Genomic DNA, 15,482 nt, shown 5'->3' on the forward strand with positions numbered 1-15,482 from the left:
GTGTCGACAACGGGGGGAAAGCCCATGCCAGGCATCGTCATCGTCGGAGTCCAGTGGGGGGACGAGGGCAAGGGCAAAGCCACCGACCTCCTCGGGGATCGCACCGACTGGGTCGTGAAGTTCAACGGCGGCAACAACGCCGGCCACACCGTGGTGATCGGCGACGAGAAGTACGCCCTGCATCTGCTGCCCTCCGGCATCCTGTCGCCCGGCGTCAACGCCGTCATCGGCAACGGCGTCGTGGTCGACCCGGAGGTGCTCTTCAACGAGCTCGAGGCGCTCACCGCGCGCGGCATGGACATCTCGCGGCTGCGCATCAGCGCCAACGCGCACCTCATCACCCAGTACCACCGCACGCTCGACAAGGTCACCGAGCGGTTCCTCGGGAAGCGCCAGATCGGCACCACGGGCCGCGGGATCGGTCCCGCGTACGCCGACAAGATCAACCGCGTCGGCATCCGCGTGCAGGACCTGTTCGACGAGAACATCCTGCGGCAGAAGGTCGAGGGCGCGCTCGATCAGAAGAACCACCTCCTGGTGAAGGTGTTCAACCGCCGCGCGATCACGGTCGACGAGATCGTCGAGGAGCTGCTGTCGTACGCCGAGCGCCTGCGCCCGATGGTCGCCGACACGGGTCTGCTCCTGAGCGAGGCCCTCGACCGGAACGAGGTCGTCGTCTTCGAGGGCGGCCAGGCCACTATGCTCGACGTCGACCACGGCACCTACCCGTTCGTCACCTCGTCGTCGGCGACCGCCGGCGGCGCGTCGACCGGATCGGGCATCGGTCCCAACCGCCTCGACCGCATCGTCGGCATCGTCAAGGCCTACACGACCCGCGTGGGCTCGGGTCCGTTCCCCACCGAGCTGTTCGACGAGAACGGGGACTTCCTGCGCTCCCGCGGGTTCGAGTTCGGCACGACCACCGGGCGGCCCCGTCGCGTGGGCTGGTACGACGCCCCCATCACGCGCTACGCCACCCGGATCAACGGCATCACCGACCTCGTGCTCACCAAGCTCGACATCCTGACCGGCCTCGACCGGATCCCCGTCTGCGTGGCGTACGACGTCGACGGCCGGCGCTTCGACGAGGTGCCGGTGAACCAGTCCGACTTCCACCACGCGCGGCCGATCCTGGAGTACCTCCCCGGCTGGAAGGAGGACATCTCCGGCGCCCGCTCGTTCGACGACCTCCCGGTCGCAGCGCAGGAGTACGTCCTCGCCCTCGAGGCCATGAGCGGCACGCGCATTTCGGTGATCGGCGTCGGTCCCGCGCGCGACGCGGTCATCGTCCGCCACGACCTCGTGGACTGATCCCGTGCGCTTCCTCGTGGGGGGCTACACCGCGCCGGAGGGCTCGGCGACGGGGATCGCGGTGCTGGATGCCGGTGCCCCCGACGATGCGCTCGCCGGCGGACTGCTGCGCGGCGAGGGGGATGCCGTCGCGGTGACGGGATCGCCGTCCTGGATCACCCCGCACCCGACCCTCGACGTCGTCTATGCCGCTCTCGAGGGGGCGGGGACGGTGCAGGCGTTCCGCCGGGTCGGCCCCGACCGGCTGGCGCCGCACGGCGTCGCGGTGCCGGCGGGCGACGCGGTGTGCCACGTCGCGGTCTCTCCCGACGGCGCGTTCCTCCTCGCGTCGTGCTGGGGGGACGGGCGCGTGGTCCAGATCCGGCTCGACGCCGCCGGAGTCCCGTCCCGGCCGATCGACGCCGCGGACCCTCGGGACCCCTACGGATCGACAGAGCCGCACGCCGGTGCGGACGCCGTGCCGGGCGGGTCGAACGAGGTCATCGACCTCGCCGCGGCGGCCCGCGCCCTCCGGGAGGCGGCGGGCGCGGAGTACGCGCACCTCGTCCCGGAGCACGATCGCGACGAGGCACGGGAGCCCGCGGCGCCCGAGGAGGCGTCCGCGGACACCGCGCGCACCCCGCACGCGCACCAGGCGCGGTTCCTTCCGCGCGGCCTCGTGGCGACCACCGACATGGGGTACGACGTCGTGCGGCTGTGGAGCGTGACGTCGGAGGGTCTTCGTCATCGGCAGGACGTGGTGCTCCCGCGCGGCTCCGGCCCACGCCACACCGTGTGGCATCCGAGCGGGCACCTCTACGTCGTCACCGAGCTGTCGCACGAGGTCTTCGTGCTCGCCCCGGATGTCACCGGAGCATGGCACGTCGTCGCCGGGACGAGCCTCGGCGTCGGCATCCTGCCCGATGACACGGCCGCCGAACTCGCGATGTCGCACGACGCCGAGACCCTTTACGCGGGTGTGCGCGGGACCGACACGATCGCTGTCCTCCGCGTCCGCGGCGGGGGCGAGGCGCTCAGCCCGGTCGCGCTCGTCGAGGCCGACGTGCGATGGCCACGCCACCACCTCGTCGTCCGCGACAGGCTGCTGGTGGCCGGGCAGCACTCCGACGACGTCGTCTCGCGCCCGCTCGATCCCCGGACGGGGATCCCGGGTCGTGTCCGGCATCGCGCGCCGGTCGCGTCGCCGAGCTGCCTTCTGCCGCTCCGCTGAATCCGGGCTCGGCCGTCCGATGGGGGCGCCGCGCCGCCGCCGTCAGGTGACCGGCCGGGTCTTGGCGTCCTGCCGGGGGATCACGACCTGCTTGATGATGAGCAGGATCGACGCCGTCACCGGCACGGCCACGAGGGCACCGAGGAGGCCGAGGAGCGTCCCGCCCACGAGCGCGCCGATGACGACGAGCGATCCCGGGACCGAGACGGCCTTGTTCATCACCCGCGGCGTCAGCACGTAGGCCTCGACCTGCATGTAGACGAGGTAGGCGAGGGCGAAGATGAGCGCCGCCAGCGGATCGAGGAAGAGCGCGACGCTCGAGCCGATGATCCAGAACAGCACCGGGCCCACCAGCGGGATGATCGTGATGCTGAACGAGACGACGGCCATCAGCGCCGCGAACTGCAGGCCGAGCAGCAGGTACATGATGAAGGTGAAGGTGGCGTTGAAGAACGCCAGCACCACCATGCCCATGAGGTACCCGCCGATCGAGTCGGTGATCTGCTCGGTGAGGTCGGCGGTCTTGGTCCGGGCGTGCGCGGGGACGAGGCGGTAGAGCCCCTGCTTCATCGACAGCAGCGAGGCGAGGAAGTACAGGCTCAGGACGATGACGATGATGCCGCCGGAGATCGCCGAGCCGATTCCGACGACGACGCGGAGCACGCCTCCGCCGAGGGTGGCGATGTTGCCCGGATCGGAGAGGAACTTCTGGATCTCGGCCGTGAGAGCCTCGACGGGATCGCCGAAGGTGCGCTCGGCCCACCCGTAGAAGGACGACTGCTGGAAGTTGGCGATGAGGGAGGGGACGTCCTCGATGAACTGCGCGATCTGCCCGACGACCGTCGGCACGATGAGCAGCAGCACCCCGATGAGGATCAGGGCGAAGACCGCGTAGACGATGACGATGCCCCACGCGCGGGGGACGTTCTTGCGCTCCAGCCACCGCACCGCCGGGTCGAGCCCGAGGGCGACGAAGAGGGCGAGGGCGACGTAGATGATGATGGTGGAGAGGTTGCCGAACGCGATGCCGAGCGCGAGGGCGACGAGACCGCCGAGGGTGAGGGTGAACCCGACCGCGAACGGGTTGTTCAGGCTCGCCCACCTCTGCAGCGCGGCACGCGGGGGAAGGCCGGAACGGCTGTCGTCGGCGGTGTCGGAGGAGGCCTCGTTCGGCGCGGGTGCCTCGGCGGGCGAGGGGGCGTTCGAGGGCGGCTCGGCGGTCATCCTCACACTCTAGGACCGCGGCGTCGCGCGGTAGTGTCGGGGCGAGGAGGATTCACCCATGAAGGACGACCCGCGCGCCACCCTGCTCCGCCTGCGCAGCAGCATCGACAACATCGACGCCTCGCTGGTGTACCTCTTGGCCGAACGGTTCAAGTGCACCAAGCAGGTGGGCGAGCTCAAGGCGGAGTTCGGGATGCCGGCTTCCGACCCCGCCCGCGAGGAGCAGCAGGTCGCACGTCTGCGGTCGCTCGCCGAGGAGGCCGACCTCGACCCCGCGTTCGCGGAGAAGTGGTTCAACTTCGTCGTGGCCGAGGTGATCCGCCATCACACCGAAGCGGCCGACGGGCGCTGAGCACCCGCCGGCCGCGTGCCGGATCGTGACCGATCAGGGAGTCGCCCGGCGGAGGATGCCGTAGGCCGTCGCCGAGAGCACCGCCACGACCCCGAGGGCGAGGAAAGCTCCGCCGAGGATCCCCAGCTGAGCGAACCACTCGAAGACGGGACCCCACGCGTTCAGGCGGCCGATGAGGAACATCGCCAGCACCAGCAGGGCTCCGAGCCCCACGAGGACGACCGTCAGGACGGTGCCGCCGAAGCGCTTGTAGATCGTCGCCGCTGTGAAGCCGACGATGAAGAAGAGCATGGCGAGGCTGAAGTAGAACAGCCCCGCGACGGCGGCTCCGGCATCCCAGATCCCGGGAAGCGCGAAGAAGTAGCCGTTCATCCCCCAGCCGTTCGTCACCGTCTCGAGGAACGCGCCGAGGACGAACACGATCGCCAGGATGAGCGCGGTCATCGCGGCCGTCAGCAGGGTCCCGAAGAAGAACTCCCGTCGGCTGACGCTCATCGCCTGAGAGAACGGGAAGGTGAGGGTGAGCGCCTGGACGCCGACGACGCCGAAGTACCACAGCGGCGCCTGCGCTCCGCCGCCGAAGAGGTTCCCCGAACCGCCGTTGCCGATGATCACTCCCCAGATCGCGAGGGTGATCAGCAGCGTGCCGAACAGCACGATGAGCGGGATCCAGATGTATGTCTGGCGGTTGACCAGCTGCATCCGCACGACGTTGACGATGCGGGGGCTGCGGGTGGGGCTCGAGGAAGCGGTGACGGCGCTCATCGGAGTGCTCCTTCGTCGTGGCGTGCGGCGGTGGACTGCTGGGTGGTGCGTACGATCAGCTGCTGCAGCGAGACCGGTGCGACGTCGAGGCCGGCGTCGGCCAGCCGGGTGCGATCGGCGCGGGTGAGCGCGCCGAGGACGGTCACGCTCGAGACGTGGCCGAGGCTCTCGCGGTGGAGCACCTCGCGCCCCGCGACGAACGCCTCGACCGTGGCGCTGTCGCCGACGATGGTCGCGGCACGTCCACGGACGGCATCGGTCTCCTCGTCCATGATGATGCGCCCACCGTCGATGACGAGGACACGCTCGATGAGGTTGGAGACCTCGTCGATCAGGTGGCTCGAGAGGATGATCGTGCGGGGGTGCTCGGCGTAGTCGGCGAGCAGGCGATCGTAGAAGATCTGCCGGGCGACGGCGTCCAGGCCCAGGTAGGGCTCGTCGAAGAAGGTGATCTCGGCGCGGGAGGAGAGACCGATGATCACACCGACGGCGGAGAGCTGCCCGCGGGAGAGCTTCTTGATCGTCTTCTTCATCGGCAGCTGGAACTCCTCGACAAGCTGGTCGGCGAGGTTCTGGTCCCAGTTCGGGAAGAACAGGCGGGCGATGCGGAACGCGTGGCGCGGGGTGGCGTCGTCCGGGTACTTCTGGCTCTCGCGGACGAAGCACATCCGCTGCAGGACGCGAGGGTTCTCGTAGGGGCGCTCGCCGAAGATCCGCACGTCGCCGGAGGTGGCGAAGTTCTGCGCGGTGAGGATCGACATGACGGTGGTCTTGCCGGCGCCGTTCCGGCCGAGGAGGCCGTAGATCGTGTCCTTCTCGATGGCGAAGCTGATGTCGTCGACCGCGACGGTGTCGCGGTAGCGCTTGGTGAGGCCGTTGACCTCGATGACGGCGGTCATCTCGGGGATCCTTCCGTGGTCTGGGGAGTGTGCTGCTCCGCGCGCTCGCGGATGAGGGAGGTGAGGGTGTCGGCGCTCAGGCCGAGGCGTGCGGCCTCGGCCAGGAGCGGCTCGAGATAACGATCTGCAAACGCTTCGCGCCGGTCCGAGAGGACGCGGTCACGGGCTCCGGGGGCGACGAACATGCCCACCCCGCGTCGCTTGTAGAGCACGCCCGAGTCGACGAGCATGTTGACTCCTTTCCCCGCGGTGGCGGGATTGATGCGGTAGAACGCGGCCAGCTCGTTTGTCGAGGGGACCTGGGATTCTTCACCCAATGTCCCGTCCACGATCTGCTCCTCGATCGCCTCGGCGATCTGCAGGAACAGGGCTTTCCCGTCGTCATTCACGGGCCCTCCGATCCGGGTGCTTACGTGGTTCGTTACTTGACTAACTAACCATAGAAGCAGCGGGGTGTCAACAGGGCCCCCGTCATCGGACGGGTTTGCGCGCGGCATCCATCTCTGATTGCCTCGAAGACGGGCCGCTTCGGCCCACACGACCAGTCCGCGCCCCCGTCCCCCGAGAGAATCGGGTGAGGAGACGGGGTCGTACGGTCGGTGATCTGGGTGGGGAACCCGATGTACCCCACCGGTAGCGATGTCGCTGGGGCACCCCGCTGCCTCGCCTTCGCCGGTGATCACCACCCGGGCGCGACCGATGCGGCCCTGCCTGCTCACGGGCCGTCGAGGTGTGACCAGTGACCGTCGCTCATGCAATCGAGGTGAAGAACCTCTACAAGGTGTTCGGGAAGAACCCGAAGCAGGCCGTGAAGCGCCTGAAGGCCGGGGAGACCCGCACGGATGTCGCGGATGCCGGCACCGCCGCGGTCATCGACGCCGGCTTCACCGTCGCGCCGGGTGAGATCTTCGTCATCATGGGTCTGTCCGGATCGGGGAAGTCGACCATCATCCGGATGCTCAACGGCCTGCACGACGCCACCGCCGGCACGATCACCGTGCAGGGGGAGACCATCACCGACATCCCGGCGAGCAAGCTGCGGGAGATCCGTCGGGATCGCGTGTCGATGGTCTTCCAGCACTTTGCCCTGCTGCCCCACCGCACGGTGGCCGACAACGTCGCGTACTCGCTCGAGCTGCGCGGCGTCGGAAAGGCGGAACGGCTGGCGAAGGCGGAGGAGATCCTCGGGATGGTCGGGCTCGACGGGTGGGGCGACAAGCTCCCCTCGGCTCTTTCCGGCGGCATGCAGCAGCGCGTCGGCATCGCCCGCGCCCTCGCCGCCGACACCGACATCCTGCTCATGGACGAGGCGTTCAGCGCGCTCGACCCCCTCATTCGACGCGAGATGCAGGAGCAGCTGCTGTCGCTGCAGCAGAAGCTGCAGAAGACGATCGTCTTCATCACCCACGACCTCAACGAGGCGATGTTCCTCGGCGACCGCATCGCGGTCATGCGCGACGGACGCATCGTGCAGATCGGCACCCCGGAGGACATCCTCACCGATCCCGCCAACGACTACGTCGAGCAGTTCGTGCAGGACGTCGACCGGGCCCGCGTGCTCACGGCGGCGAACGTCATGGAGCGCCCGCGTCCCGTCGTCAGCGACAGCGGCGGACCGCGCACGGCCCTCCGGCAGATGCGCGACGCCTACTCCTCGGCCGCCTACGTCGTCGGCCGCGACCGGCGCCTGCTCGGGATCGTGACCGATCGCGACGCCGTGAAGCTCGTCCGGCGTGGCGAGAACGCGCTCACCTCGGTGCTGAAGCCCGTGCCGCAGAGCGTTGCGCAGGACGAGGTGCTGATCAACCTCTTCGTGCCCGCCGTCGAATCCCAGCTGCCGCTCGCGGTGACCGACGACGAGGGTCGCCTCGTCGGCGTCATCCCGCGCGTCACCCTGCTCGCCGCGCTCGGTCCCGGACCCACCGACACCTCGGAGATCACCATCCTTCCCCGCCCCATGCCCTCGAACGAGATCGACGCGCTCCTCGGTGACTCCCTCGACGGAGTCTCGGCCGGCGAGAGCGAGGGGGTGCGCTGATGGATGGGTTCCGCATTCCCCTCGGCGACTGGATCGACACCGGGGTCGACTGGCTCCGCGACAACCTCTCCGGCCTGTTCGACATCATCACGATCGTCGTCCGCTTCCTGGTGGACGGGCTGACCGACCTCCTGATCGCGGTCCCGGTGCCGCTCGCCATCGTGGTCTTCGCCCTGCTCGGCTGGTTCTTCCGCTCGTGGCAGATGGCGATCGGCACCGCGGCCACCTTCACGCTGATCGTCGCGATGAACCTCTGGGTGCCGGCGATGCAGACCCTCTCGCTGGTCCTCGTCGCCACGGTCGTCGCCCTGCTCATCGGCATCCCGCTCGGGATCTGGTCGGCCCGCAACGACACCGTCCGTGCGATCCTCAAGCCCGTCCTCGACTTCATGCAGACGATGCCGGCGTTCGTCTACCTGATCCCGGCGATCACGTTCTTCAGCATCGGCGTCGTCCCGGGCGTCGTCGCCACGGTCATCTTCGCGTTGCCCCCGGGCGTGCGCCTGACCGAGCTCGGCATCCGCGGCGTCGACTCCGAGACCGTCGAAGCCGGGCACGCGTTCGGTGCGAAGCCCGGACAGATCCTGCGCGGTATCCAGCTGCCCCTCGCGATGCCGACCATCATGGCCGGCGTCAACCAGGTGATCATGCTGGCCCTGTCGATGGCGGTGCTCGCGGGCATCGTCGGCGCGGACGGGCTCGGCAAGATCGTCGTGCAGTCGGTGTCGACCGTGAACCTCTCCCTCGGCGTCGAGGCGGGCCTGGGTGTCGTCATCCTCGCCGTCTTCCTCGACCGCGTGACGGCCTCGCTCGGCAACCCCGCCGATTACCCGCGGTCGCTGCGGGCGATGCTGCGCGCGCGCGGCGCGAAGGGCGGCTCCGGCGGCGGCACGCCGACCCCGGTCGCCGACGAGGCCGAGCGCGAGGTCGCCTCGCCGCGGCGCGCAGCCGTCCTGGGCGGACCGTCCTGAACCCACAACTGAACACCGATACGGAACGAATGCGATCACACATGAAGAAGATGAAGGGAAGCACCATGCGAAATCGGAAGCTCACAGGAATCCTCGCTCTCGGCGCGGCGGCGACGCTCGCGCTCGCCGGCTGCTCGAGCAACGGCGGAGAAGGCGGCACCGGGGACGCCGGCTCGGAGGAGATGGGCACGATCACCCTCGGGTTCCTCCCCTCGTGGACCGACGGCCTCAGCACCGCGTACCTCCTCGAGAACCAGCTCGAGAAGCTCGGCTACACCGTCGAGATGCAGGAGCTGACCGAGGCGGGTCCGCTCTACGCCGGTCTCGCGCAGGGCGACGTCGACATGTACCCGTCGGCGTGGCCCGAGGTCACCCACGCCTCCTACATGGAGGAGTACGGCGACAGCATCGAGGACATCGGCGCGTACTACGAGGGCGCGGTGCTGACCATCGCCGTCCCCGACTACGTCGACATCACCTCGATCGAGGACCTCAAGGGCAACGCCGACATGTTCGGCGGCCAGATCGTCGGCATCGAGCCCGGCGCCGGTCTCACCGGCGTGACGCAGGACTCGATGATCCCCGCGTACGAGCTGGGCGACGAGTACACGCTCCTCACCTCCTCGACCGCGGCGATGCTCACCGAACTCGAGAACGCGATCGCCGACGAGGACGACATCGTCGTGACCTCGTGGCGTCCCTTCTGGGCCAACGACGCGTACAACCTGCGCGACCTCGAAGACCCGATGGGCGCGATGGGCGAGCCCGAGGCGCTGCACTTCCTCGGAACGAGCGACTTCTCGGAGCGCTTCCCGGAGGCGGCGGAGCTGATCGCCGGCATCCAGCTGGACGACGCGCAGTACGCCTCGCTCGAGGACATGGTCGTGAACGAGTACGGTCAGGGCCAGGAGGCCGAGGCCGTCGAGGCCTGGATCGAGGCCAATCCCGACGCGTTCAGCACGCTCATCGCGGACTGATCGCGGGACACAGGCGATAAGCCCGAGACAGGACGATCCCCACGGGATCAGCCTGTTCTCGCCCGATCTCCTGTTCTCGTCAGCTCACGGGCGGGCGGCCTTCGGGTCGTCCGCCCGTGGCAGTTCCCGCATGACCTTCTTCTCCAGCGTCTCCATGGCCTCGTCCGACACCGCGATCAAGCCATCCAGCTCCTCGCGCACGCGGCGGTAGGCGCTCTGCCGCTCCGCGGGGGTCGCCGCCTCATCCACGGCGATGTTCAGCAGTCGCTGCGCGGTGGCGAGGCGCTTGCGCTCGGCATCCGTGAACTCCGAATCCCGCAGGCGCTTGGCGTCGCGCTCGGCGAGGTCGAAGGCGACCTCGAAGTCCGTCACCGCCTCGCGGTACTCGCGGAGGTCGTCGGCACTGATGCGGGCGTCGAGCCCGTCGGGACGCAGATGGTCGGCCCGGCGCTTCGCCCGCAGGAACGCGGCCGTCAGCGGCTGGCGCCCGTCGCTCATCGCCGGGTACGCGATCATCTTCGCGACATCCAGCTCGTAGTCGAGCCACCGCGCGGTGATGTCGTCGTGCGTCGAGAACAGTCGCTCGAGGGTGCTCGGCCGCTTCTCGCCGGCCGAATCCTCGGACTTCTGCTTCTTCTTCTCCGGCTTGGCCGGGGGCGGCGGGAGGATCACACCCGTCTCGGCGGCGCGCAGCTCGGCCCGGGCGCGGATGAGCTCGAGCTTCTGCTTATGGCGGCGACGCGACGCCGCCTGCAGGGAGTTCCATGCGCCAGCGCCGAGACCGAACAGGGGGAAGGCCAGCCACCAGTAGTTCCCGAGGAAGTCGAAAAGGGGTTCCACGATCTCCTCAACGGTCCTCGGTGGGCGCGCGGCGCGACGGCACGGGCCAGGCGGGCGAGTCGGTCCTGCGGGTCGGCGACGTCGCGGAGGTCGGCGGCGTGACCGCGGGCGGCGGGCTTGTCCAGCGGAGACCGGCGACGCCGCGCCGCGCGGTGTCCTGCGCGTCGCGCTCGGCGACGTCGAACGCGGCCTCCATCGCGCCGACGGCATCGCGGTACTCCACGAACTGCGCCGCGGTCATCTTGGCGCGCGCGTTCGCGGGGCGCAGGCGCTGCGCCTCGTGCTGCGCGCGCAGGAACGCGTGCGTCGACGGATGCCGCGCATCGAGCATCTGGGGGAACGACAGCGCGGCGCCGGCATCCGTCTCGTAGACGAGCCACCGCGCCGCGATCGCGTCGTGGCGGGCGAGGAGCTGCTCCAGCGGAAGCGGTGCGCTCCGCCCGCTCTGCGCGAAGCGCACCTGCACCGCCTTGACCCGGTCTCGGCTCGCGCGCAGGTGCATGGCCGCGGCGCGCTCGGCGGCCTTGGCGGCCTGGATCGCGCGGCGCTCCTCGGGCGGGGTGGGGGCGAAGGGGATGCCGCCGCGGGCGGCCTTGGCGCTCAGTGCGTCCGCCCGGGCCGCACGCACGTCGGCGCGGGCCGCCTGGAGTGCCTGGTACGCGCGGTACTGGTCGTGGCGGGCGGCGTCGAGTTCGAGACGCCGCGCGCGTCGGCGCGGCATCGCGACGGCGCCGTAGCCGACCGCACCGAGGCCCGCGGCCGTCGGAGCGATCCACCACCAGCTGCCGAGGAAGAACAGGACCGGCTCCACGGTGACATGCTAGTCGCGTCGGACGGAAGCCGCCGGGGACTCGGGGTGAGCGCTCAGCCGCCGGGCTCAGCCGGCTCCGGCTCAGCCGAACAGCAACGCGAAGACCGTCGCCCCGCCGCCGACGAGGAGGAGCGAGACGATCGCGACCCACGCCACGACCTTGATCCGCTTCTGCCGGGTGTCGGCGAAGCCCGCGTATTCGTCGTCGTCCTGAGCCATGGCCACAGTTTAGGACTCGGCGACGACGGCGCCGAACGCCGCGGGCAGGGTGGCACCGGAGAGCGCCCGGAGCTCGGCGACCGGGACGGTGAACTGCCCCTGGACCTCAAGCTCGGCCGTCTCTGCCACATCCGTGACGCCGATGCGGAGCACCGGGTAGCCGCGGCCCTCGCACAGGCCCCGGAACTTCACGTCGTCCTCGCGGGGGACGCTCACGATCACGCGGCCCGTCGACTCCGAGAACAGTGCCGTGGCGGCATCCACACCGTCGCGCTCGATGATCTCGTCGAGCCACACGCGGGCGCCGACGCCGAAGCGCATGACGGCCTCGGCGAGGGCCTGACCGAGTCCGCCGCCGGAGAGGTCGTGGGCGCTGGAGATCAGACCCTGGAGGGATGCGGCGTGCACGAGCTCGGCGAGCCGCTTCTCAGCGCCCAGGTCGACCGCCGGCGGGCGTCCGCCGAGGTGGTCGTGGATCGTGGCGGCCCACTGCGAACCGCTCAGCTCGGTGGAGGTCACCCCGAGCAGATAGATGTTCTCGCCGGCATCCTGCCAGCCCGACGGGATGCGGCGCGCGACGTCGTCGATGATGCCGAGGACGCCGACGACCGGGGTGGGGAAGATCGGGGTGTCACCGGTCTGGTTGTAGAAGCTGACGTTCCCGCCCGTGACCGGGATGCCGATCTCGAGGCATGCGTCGGCGAGGCCCTCGACCGCGCGGGAGAACTGCCACATGACCTCGGGGTTCTCCGGGGAGCCGAAGTTCAGGCAGTCGGTGACCGCGGTCGGGACGGCGCCGGTGACGGCGACGTTCCGGTACGCCTCGGCGAGGGCCAGCTGCGCGCCCTGATAGGGGTCGAGCTGGCAGTAGCGGCCGTTGCAGTCGGTGGCGATGGCGAAGCCGAGGCCGGACTCCTCGTCGACGCGGATCATGCCCGCGTCGTCCGGGAAGCTCAGCGCGGTGTTGCCGAGCACGTAGTAGTCGTACTGGTTGGTGATCCACGACGTGTCGGCGAGGTTCGGGCTCGCCACGAGACGCAGGAACTGGTCGCGGAGCTCGGCGGGGTCGCTCGGACGCTGGAGAGCGGATGCCGAGTCTTCGCGGAGCGCGTCGATCCACGTCGGATAGGCGACGGGGCGCTCGTACACGGGGCCGTCCACCGCGACGGTGCCGGGGTCGACGTCGACGATCTTCTCGCCGTGCCAGTAGATCTCCAGGCGTCCGTCGCCGGTCACCTCGCCGAGGACGCTCGTCTCGACATCCCACTTCCCGACGACCTCGAGGAACGCATCGAGCTTCTCGGGGGCGACGATCGCCATCATGCGCTCCTGGCTCTCGCTCATGAGGATCTCCTCGGGAGTGAGCGAGGGGTCGCGCAGCAGGACCTTCTCGAGGTCGACGCGCATGCCGCTGCCGCCGTTCGCGGCCAGCTCGCTCGTCGCGCACGAGATCCCGGCCGCGCCGAGGTCCTGGATCGCTTCGACGAGGTCGTCGCGGTACAGCTCGAGGCAGCACTCGATGAGCACCTTCTCGGCGAAGGGGTCGCCCACCTGCACGGCGGGACGCTTGGTGGGTCCGCCCTCGGAGAACGTGTCGGAGGCGAGGATCGAGGCCCCGCCGATGCCGTCGCCGCCGGTGCGCGCGCCGAAGAGGACGACCTGGTTGCCGGCGCCGGAGGCGTTGGCGAGCTTCAGGTCCTCGTGGCGGAGGACACCCACCGCGAGGGCGTTGACGAGGGGGTTGCCCTGGTAGACCGAGTCGAACACGGTCTCGCCGCCGATGTTGGGCAGTCCCAGGCAGTTGCCGTAGAACGAGATGCCGCTGGTGACGCCGTGCACGACGCGCGCCGTGTCGGGGTCGTCGATCGCGCCGAAGCGGAGCTGGTCCATCACCGCGACGGGGCGGGCGCCCATCGAGATGATGTCGCGGACGATGCCGCCGACACCGGTCGCGGCGCCCTGGAACGGCTCGATGTAGCTCGGGTGGTTGTGGGACTCGACCTTGAAGGTGACCGCCCAGCCCTCGCCGATGTCGACGACGCCGGCGTTCTGGCCCATGCCCACCATGAGCCGTTCTTTCATCTCGTCCGAGACCTTCTGGCCGAACTGGCGCAGGTAGATCTTGCTGGACTTGTAGGAGCAGTGCTCGCTCCACATGACGGAGTACATCGCCAGCTCGCCCGAGGTGGGGCGGCGGCCGAGGATCTCGCGGATGCGGTCGTACTCGTCGGGCTTCAGTCCGAGAGCGCCGTAGGGCTGCTCCTTCTCGGGCGTCGCAGCGGCATTGTCGACGGTATCGGCGGCGGGGCGCGCGGGCGTCGAGGGGGTGAGGGTGGTCATGCGGCTGAGCTCCAGGAATCGCGGGCGCCGGACGCCGATCAGTCTAGTTGTGCCCCGACGCGCGTTGCGAGCAGCCGTCCGCCCCACAGGCAGCGCAGACGGTGCGCGACACCCCGGCGACGAGCCACTAGCGTGAGGGCGGGTGCCTCCGGCGGCCGGGTCCGGCCGGCTGTCCGTGCACGAAGGAGAACGCATGTCCGTAGGCCTGCTCGCCGTCGTCGACGACATCCTCACCGCGGCGCTGAAGGCGAGCGCGAAGACGGCGGGCGTCGTGATCGACGACGCGGCCGTGACGCCGCAGTACGTCCAGGGCATCACCCCGGCGCGGGAGCTGCCGGTCGTGTGGAAGATCGCGCTCGGAAGCCTCGTCAACAAGTTCGTCATCATCATTCCGATCGCGCTGCTGCTGACGGCTTTCGCGCCGTGGGTGCTGCCCTACCTCCTGCTCATCGGCGGAGGCTTCCTCTGCTACGAGGGTGCCGAGAAGGTGCTGGAGTGGTTCGGCGCGCATCACGAGAGCGAGGACGACGAGCCGCGGGACGAGAAGAAGCTGGTCTTCGGTGCGATCCGCACCGATCTCATCCTGAGCACCGAGATCATGCTGATCGCCCTGTCGAACCTCGACCCGGATTTCGGGCTCGGCATGACGCTGGCGGCCCTCTCGGTCATCGGGCTCGGCATGACGGCACTCGTGTACGGCGCCGTCGCCCTTCTGGTCAAGATCGACGACATCGGTCTGCGGTTCATGAAGAGTCCGTCGCGCCGCGTCCGTCGCACCGGCGCTCGCGTCGTCGCGTCCATGCCCGCGGTCTTCCGGGTGATCAGTGTGATCGGAACCGTCGCGATGCTCTGGGTGGGCGGTCACCTCGTCATCGTCAACCTCGCCGAGACCGTATGGCACGGCCCGTACGACCTGCTCCACGCGATCACGCACCTGTTCGAGGCCGCGGGCCCGGTCGTCGTGTGGGTGGTCGACACCGCCGTGTCGGCTGTGGTCGGGCTCCTCGCCGGTCTCCTCATCGTCGGCGTGGTCATGGGGGTGAAGCGCCTCCTCCCCTCGTCGCGGAAGGCGGGCGCAGGGCACGCGGCTCCTCCCTCGGAGTGACCACACGGTCGAGAACCTCTTGACGCCTCGCCTCCGCGGGCGTAACGTGCAACCAAATGGTTGTACAAAGTGAGCTGACCGATGCCGAGATCGACCGCGTGTTCCAGGCGCTGGCCGCGGCCACGCGCCGCGACATCCTGCGGCGGACGATCGCGGACGAGTGCTCCGTCTCCGCGCTCGCGCGCGAGTACGAGATGTCGTTCGCGGCGGTGCAGAAGCACGTCGCCGTTCTCGAAGCGGCGGGCCTGGTCATCAAGCGGGCGGAGGGGCGCGAACGGCTCGTGCGCGCCGATCCGGCGATGATCGCCCGCGCGCGAGCCCTGCTGGACCGCTACGAAGCGCTGTGGCGCGCGCGCATCGATCGACTCGATGCGCTGCTGGCCGCGGCATCCGACGAAGAACCGACCGAAGGAGAGTGAC

General features: G+C 69.6%; 16 protein-coding genes. 8 read left to right on the forward strand and 8 right to left on the reverse strand.

What is annotated here, in order from left to right:
* The first annotated feature begins 24 nt into the window (after positions 1–24).
* Entirely contained in the window at positions 25–1,311 is a 1,287-nt protein-coding gene (locus tag ABXJ56_RS07075; protein ID WP_353998989.1) for an adenylosuccinate synthase, read from the forward strand.
* Between the two features lie 4 nt (positions 1,312–1,315).
* Entirely contained in the window at positions 1,316–2,521 is a 1,206-nt protein-coding gene (locus ABXJ56_RS07080; RefSeq protein WP_353998990.1) for a lactonase family protein, read from the forward strand.
* Between the two features lie 42 nt (positions 2,522–2,563).
* On the opposite strand, the gene ABXJ56_RS07085 is transcribed toward ABXJ56_RS07080, so the two are convergent.
* The gene (locus ABXJ56_RS07085; RefSeq protein ID WP_353998991.1) at positions 2,564–3,745 is read right to left on the reverse strand and encodes an AI-2E family transporter; all 1,182 of its coding nucleotides are present in this window, start codon (positions 3,743–3,745) and stop codon (positions 2,564–2,566) included.
* A 58-nt stretch (positions 3,746–3,803) separates the two neighbouring features.
* Between ABXJ56_RS07085 and ABXJ56_RS07090 the strand changes: the two genes are divergently transcribed.
* Positions 3,804–4,097 (forward strand): chorismate mutase, encoded by a 294-nt coding sequence (locus ABXJ56_RS07090; protein ID WP_353998992.1) that lies wholly within the window; start codon positions 3,804–3,806, stop codon positions 4,095–4,097.
* Between the two features lie 33 nt (positions 4,098–4,130).
* Here the strand turns inward: ABXJ56_RS07090 and ABXJ56_RS07095 are convergent, their stop codons facing one another.
* From ABXJ56_RS07095 to ABXJ56_RS07105, 3 genes are read right to left on the reverse strand one after another with little or no spacing between them, the layout of a single operon-like run.
* Complete coding sequence (locus ABXJ56_RS07095; RefSeq protein WP_353998993.1) at positions 4,131–4,862, reverse strand: hypothetical protein; 732 nt, start codon at positions 4,860–4,862, stop codon at positions 4,131–4,133.
* Positions 4,859–5,761: an ABC transporter ATP-binding protein gene (locus ABXJ56_RS07100; protein ID WP_353998994.1), complete on the reverse strand. Its 903-nt coding sequence runs from the start codon at positions 5,759–5,761 to the stop codon at positions 4,859–4,861. Before ABXJ56_RS07100 ends, ABXJ56_RS07095 begins: the two co-directional genes overlap by 4 nt.
* The gene (locus tag ABXJ56_RS07105) at positions 5,758–6,150 is read right to left on the reverse strand and encodes a GntR family transcriptional regulator (protein ID WP_353998995.1); all 393 of its coding nucleotides are present in this window, start codon (positions 6,148–6,150) and stop codon (positions 5,758–5,760) included. Before ABXJ56_RS07105 ends, ABXJ56_RS07100 begins: the two co-directional genes overlap by 4 nt.
* Before the next feature lie 350 nt (positions 6,151–6,500).
* On the opposite strand from ABXJ56_RS07105, the gene ABXJ56_RS07110 reads away from it, so the two are divergent.
* From ABXJ56_RS07110 to ABXJ56_RS07120, 3 genes are all read left to right on the forward strand, one after another.
* The gene (locus tag ABXJ56_RS07110) at positions 6,501–7,799 is read left to right on the forward strand and encodes a quaternary amine ABC transporter ATP-binding protein (RefSeq protein WP_353998996.1); all 1,299 of its coding nucleotides are present in this window, start codon (positions 6,501–6,503) and stop codon (positions 7,797–7,799) included.
* Positions 7,799–8,770, forward strand: coding sequence for an ABC transporter permease (locus ABXJ56_RS07115; RefSeq protein WP_353998997.1), 972 nt, complete (start codon positions 7,799–7,801; stop codon positions 8,768–8,770). The genes ABXJ56_RS07110 and ABXJ56_RS07115 overlap by 1 nt, the downstream gene beginning before the upstream one ends.
* Before the next feature lie 65 nt (positions 8,771–8,835).
* Positions 8,836–9,747 carry a glycine betaine ABC transporter substrate-binding protein gene (locus ABXJ56_RS07120; protein ID WP_353998998.1) on the forward strand — a complete coding sequence of 304 codons (912 nt, stop codon included), beginning with the start codon at positions 8,836–8,838 and terminating at the stop codon, positions 9,745–9,747.
* Between the two features lie 84 nt (positions 9,748–9,831).
* Here ABXJ56_RS07120 and ABXJ56_RS07125 read toward each other — a convergent pair whose 3' ends face one another.
* From ABXJ56_RS07125 to purL, 4 genes are all read right to left on the reverse strand, one after another.
* Positions 9,832–10,587 (reverse strand): hypothetical protein, encoded by a 756-nt coding sequence (locus tag ABXJ56_RS07125; protein ID WP_353998999.1) that lies wholly within the window; start codon positions 10,585–10,587, stop codon positions 9,832–9,834.
* A 7-nt stretch (positions 10,588–10,594) separates the two neighbouring features.
* Positions 10,595–11,398: a hypothetical protein gene (locus tag ABXJ56_RS07130; RefSeq protein WP_353999000.1), complete on the reverse strand. Its 804-nt coding sequence runs from the start codon at positions 11,396–11,398 to the stop codon at positions 10,595–10,597.
* A gap of 81 nt (positions 11,399–11,479) precedes the next feature.
* Positions 11,480–11,617, reverse strand: coding sequence for a hypothetical protein (locus tag ABXJ56_RS07135; RefSeq protein WP_353999001.1), 138 nt, complete (start codon positions 11,615–11,617; stop codon positions 11,480–11,482).
* A gap of 9 nt (positions 11,618–11,626) precedes the next feature.
* Positions 11,627–13,957 (reverse strand): phosphoribosylformylglycinamidine synthase subunit PurL, encoded by a 2,331-nt coding sequence (gene purL, locus ABXJ56_RS07140; RefSeq protein ID WP_353999002.1) that lies wholly within the window; start codon positions 13,955–13,957, stop codon positions 11,627–11,629.
* 193 nt (positions 13,958–14,150) lie between these two features.
* Here purL and ABXJ56_RS07145 point away from each other — a divergent pair, with 193 nt between their 5' ends.
* Together ABXJ56_RS07145 and ABXJ56_RS07150 are read left to right on the forward strand one after the other, a co-directional pair.
* Complete coding sequence (locus ABXJ56_RS07145; RefSeq protein WP_353999003.1) at positions 14,151–15,062, forward strand: DUF808 domain-containing protein; 912 nt, start codon at positions 14,151–14,153, stop codon at positions 15,060–15,062.
* A gap of 56 nt (positions 15,063–15,118) precedes the next feature.
* Positions 15,119–15,481, forward strand: coding sequence for an ArsR/SmtB family transcription factor (locus ABXJ56_RS07150; RefSeq protein ID WP_353999004.1), 363 nt, complete (start codon positions 15,119–15,121; stop codon positions 15,479–15,481).
* Position 15,482: the final 1 nt, after the last annotated feature.

The sequence above is a fragment of the Microbacterium aurantiacum genome (assembly GCF_040532595.1).
GTDB classification, from domain to species: Bacteria; Actinomycetota; Actinomycetes; order Actinomycetales; family Microbacteriaceae; genus Microbacterium; species Microbacterium chocolatum_B.

Excerpts from the sequence above, each read along its gene's own strand:
- ABXJ56_RS07075 (WP_353998989.1), top strand. The coding sequence starts at position 25 with ATGCCAGGCATCGTCATCGTCGGAGTCCAGTGGGGGGACGAGGGCAAG.
- ABXJ56_RS07085 (WP_353998991.1), bottom strand. The coding sequence starts at position 3,745 with ATGACCGCCGAGCCGCCCTCGAACGCCCCCTCGCCCGCCGAGGCACCC.
- ABXJ56_RS07090 (WP_353998992.1), top strand. The coding sequence starts at position 3,804 with ATGAAGGACGACCCGCGCGCCACCCTGCTCCGCCTGCGCAGCAGCATC.
- ABXJ56_RS07095 (WP_353998993.1), bottom strand. The coding sequence starts at position 4,862 with ATGAGCGCCGTCACCGCTTCCTCGAGCCCCACCCGCAGCCCCCGCATC.
- ABXJ56_RS07100 (WP_353998994.1), bottom strand. The coding sequence starts at position 5,761 with ATGACCGCCGTCATCGAGGTCAACGGCCTCACCAAGCGCTACCGCGAC.
- ABXJ56_RS07115 (WP_353998997.1), top strand. The coding sequence starts at position 7,799 with ATGGATGGGTTCCGCATTCCCCTCGGCGACTGGATCGACACCGGGGTC.
- ABXJ56_RS07120 (WP_353998998.1), top strand. The coding sequence starts at position 8,836 with ATGCGAAATCGGAAGCTCACAGGAATCCTCGCTCTCGGCGCGGCGGCG.
- ABXJ56_RS07135 (WP_353999001.1), bottom strand. The coding sequence starts at position 11,617 with ATGGCTCAGGACGACGACGAATACGCGGGCTTCGCCGACACCCGGCAG.
- purL (WP_353999002.1), bottom strand. The coding sequence starts at position 13,957 with ATGACCACCCTCACCCCCTCGACGCCCGCGCGCCCCGCCGCCGATACC.
- ABXJ56_RS07145 (WP_353999003.1), top strand. The coding sequence starts at position 14,151 with ATGTCCGTAGGCCTGCTCGCCGTCGTCGACGACATCCTCACCGCGGCG.
- ABXJ56_RS07150 (WP_353999004.1), top strand. The coding sequence starts at position 15,119 with ATGGTTGTACAAAGTGAGCTGACCGATGCCGAGATCGACCGCGTGTTC.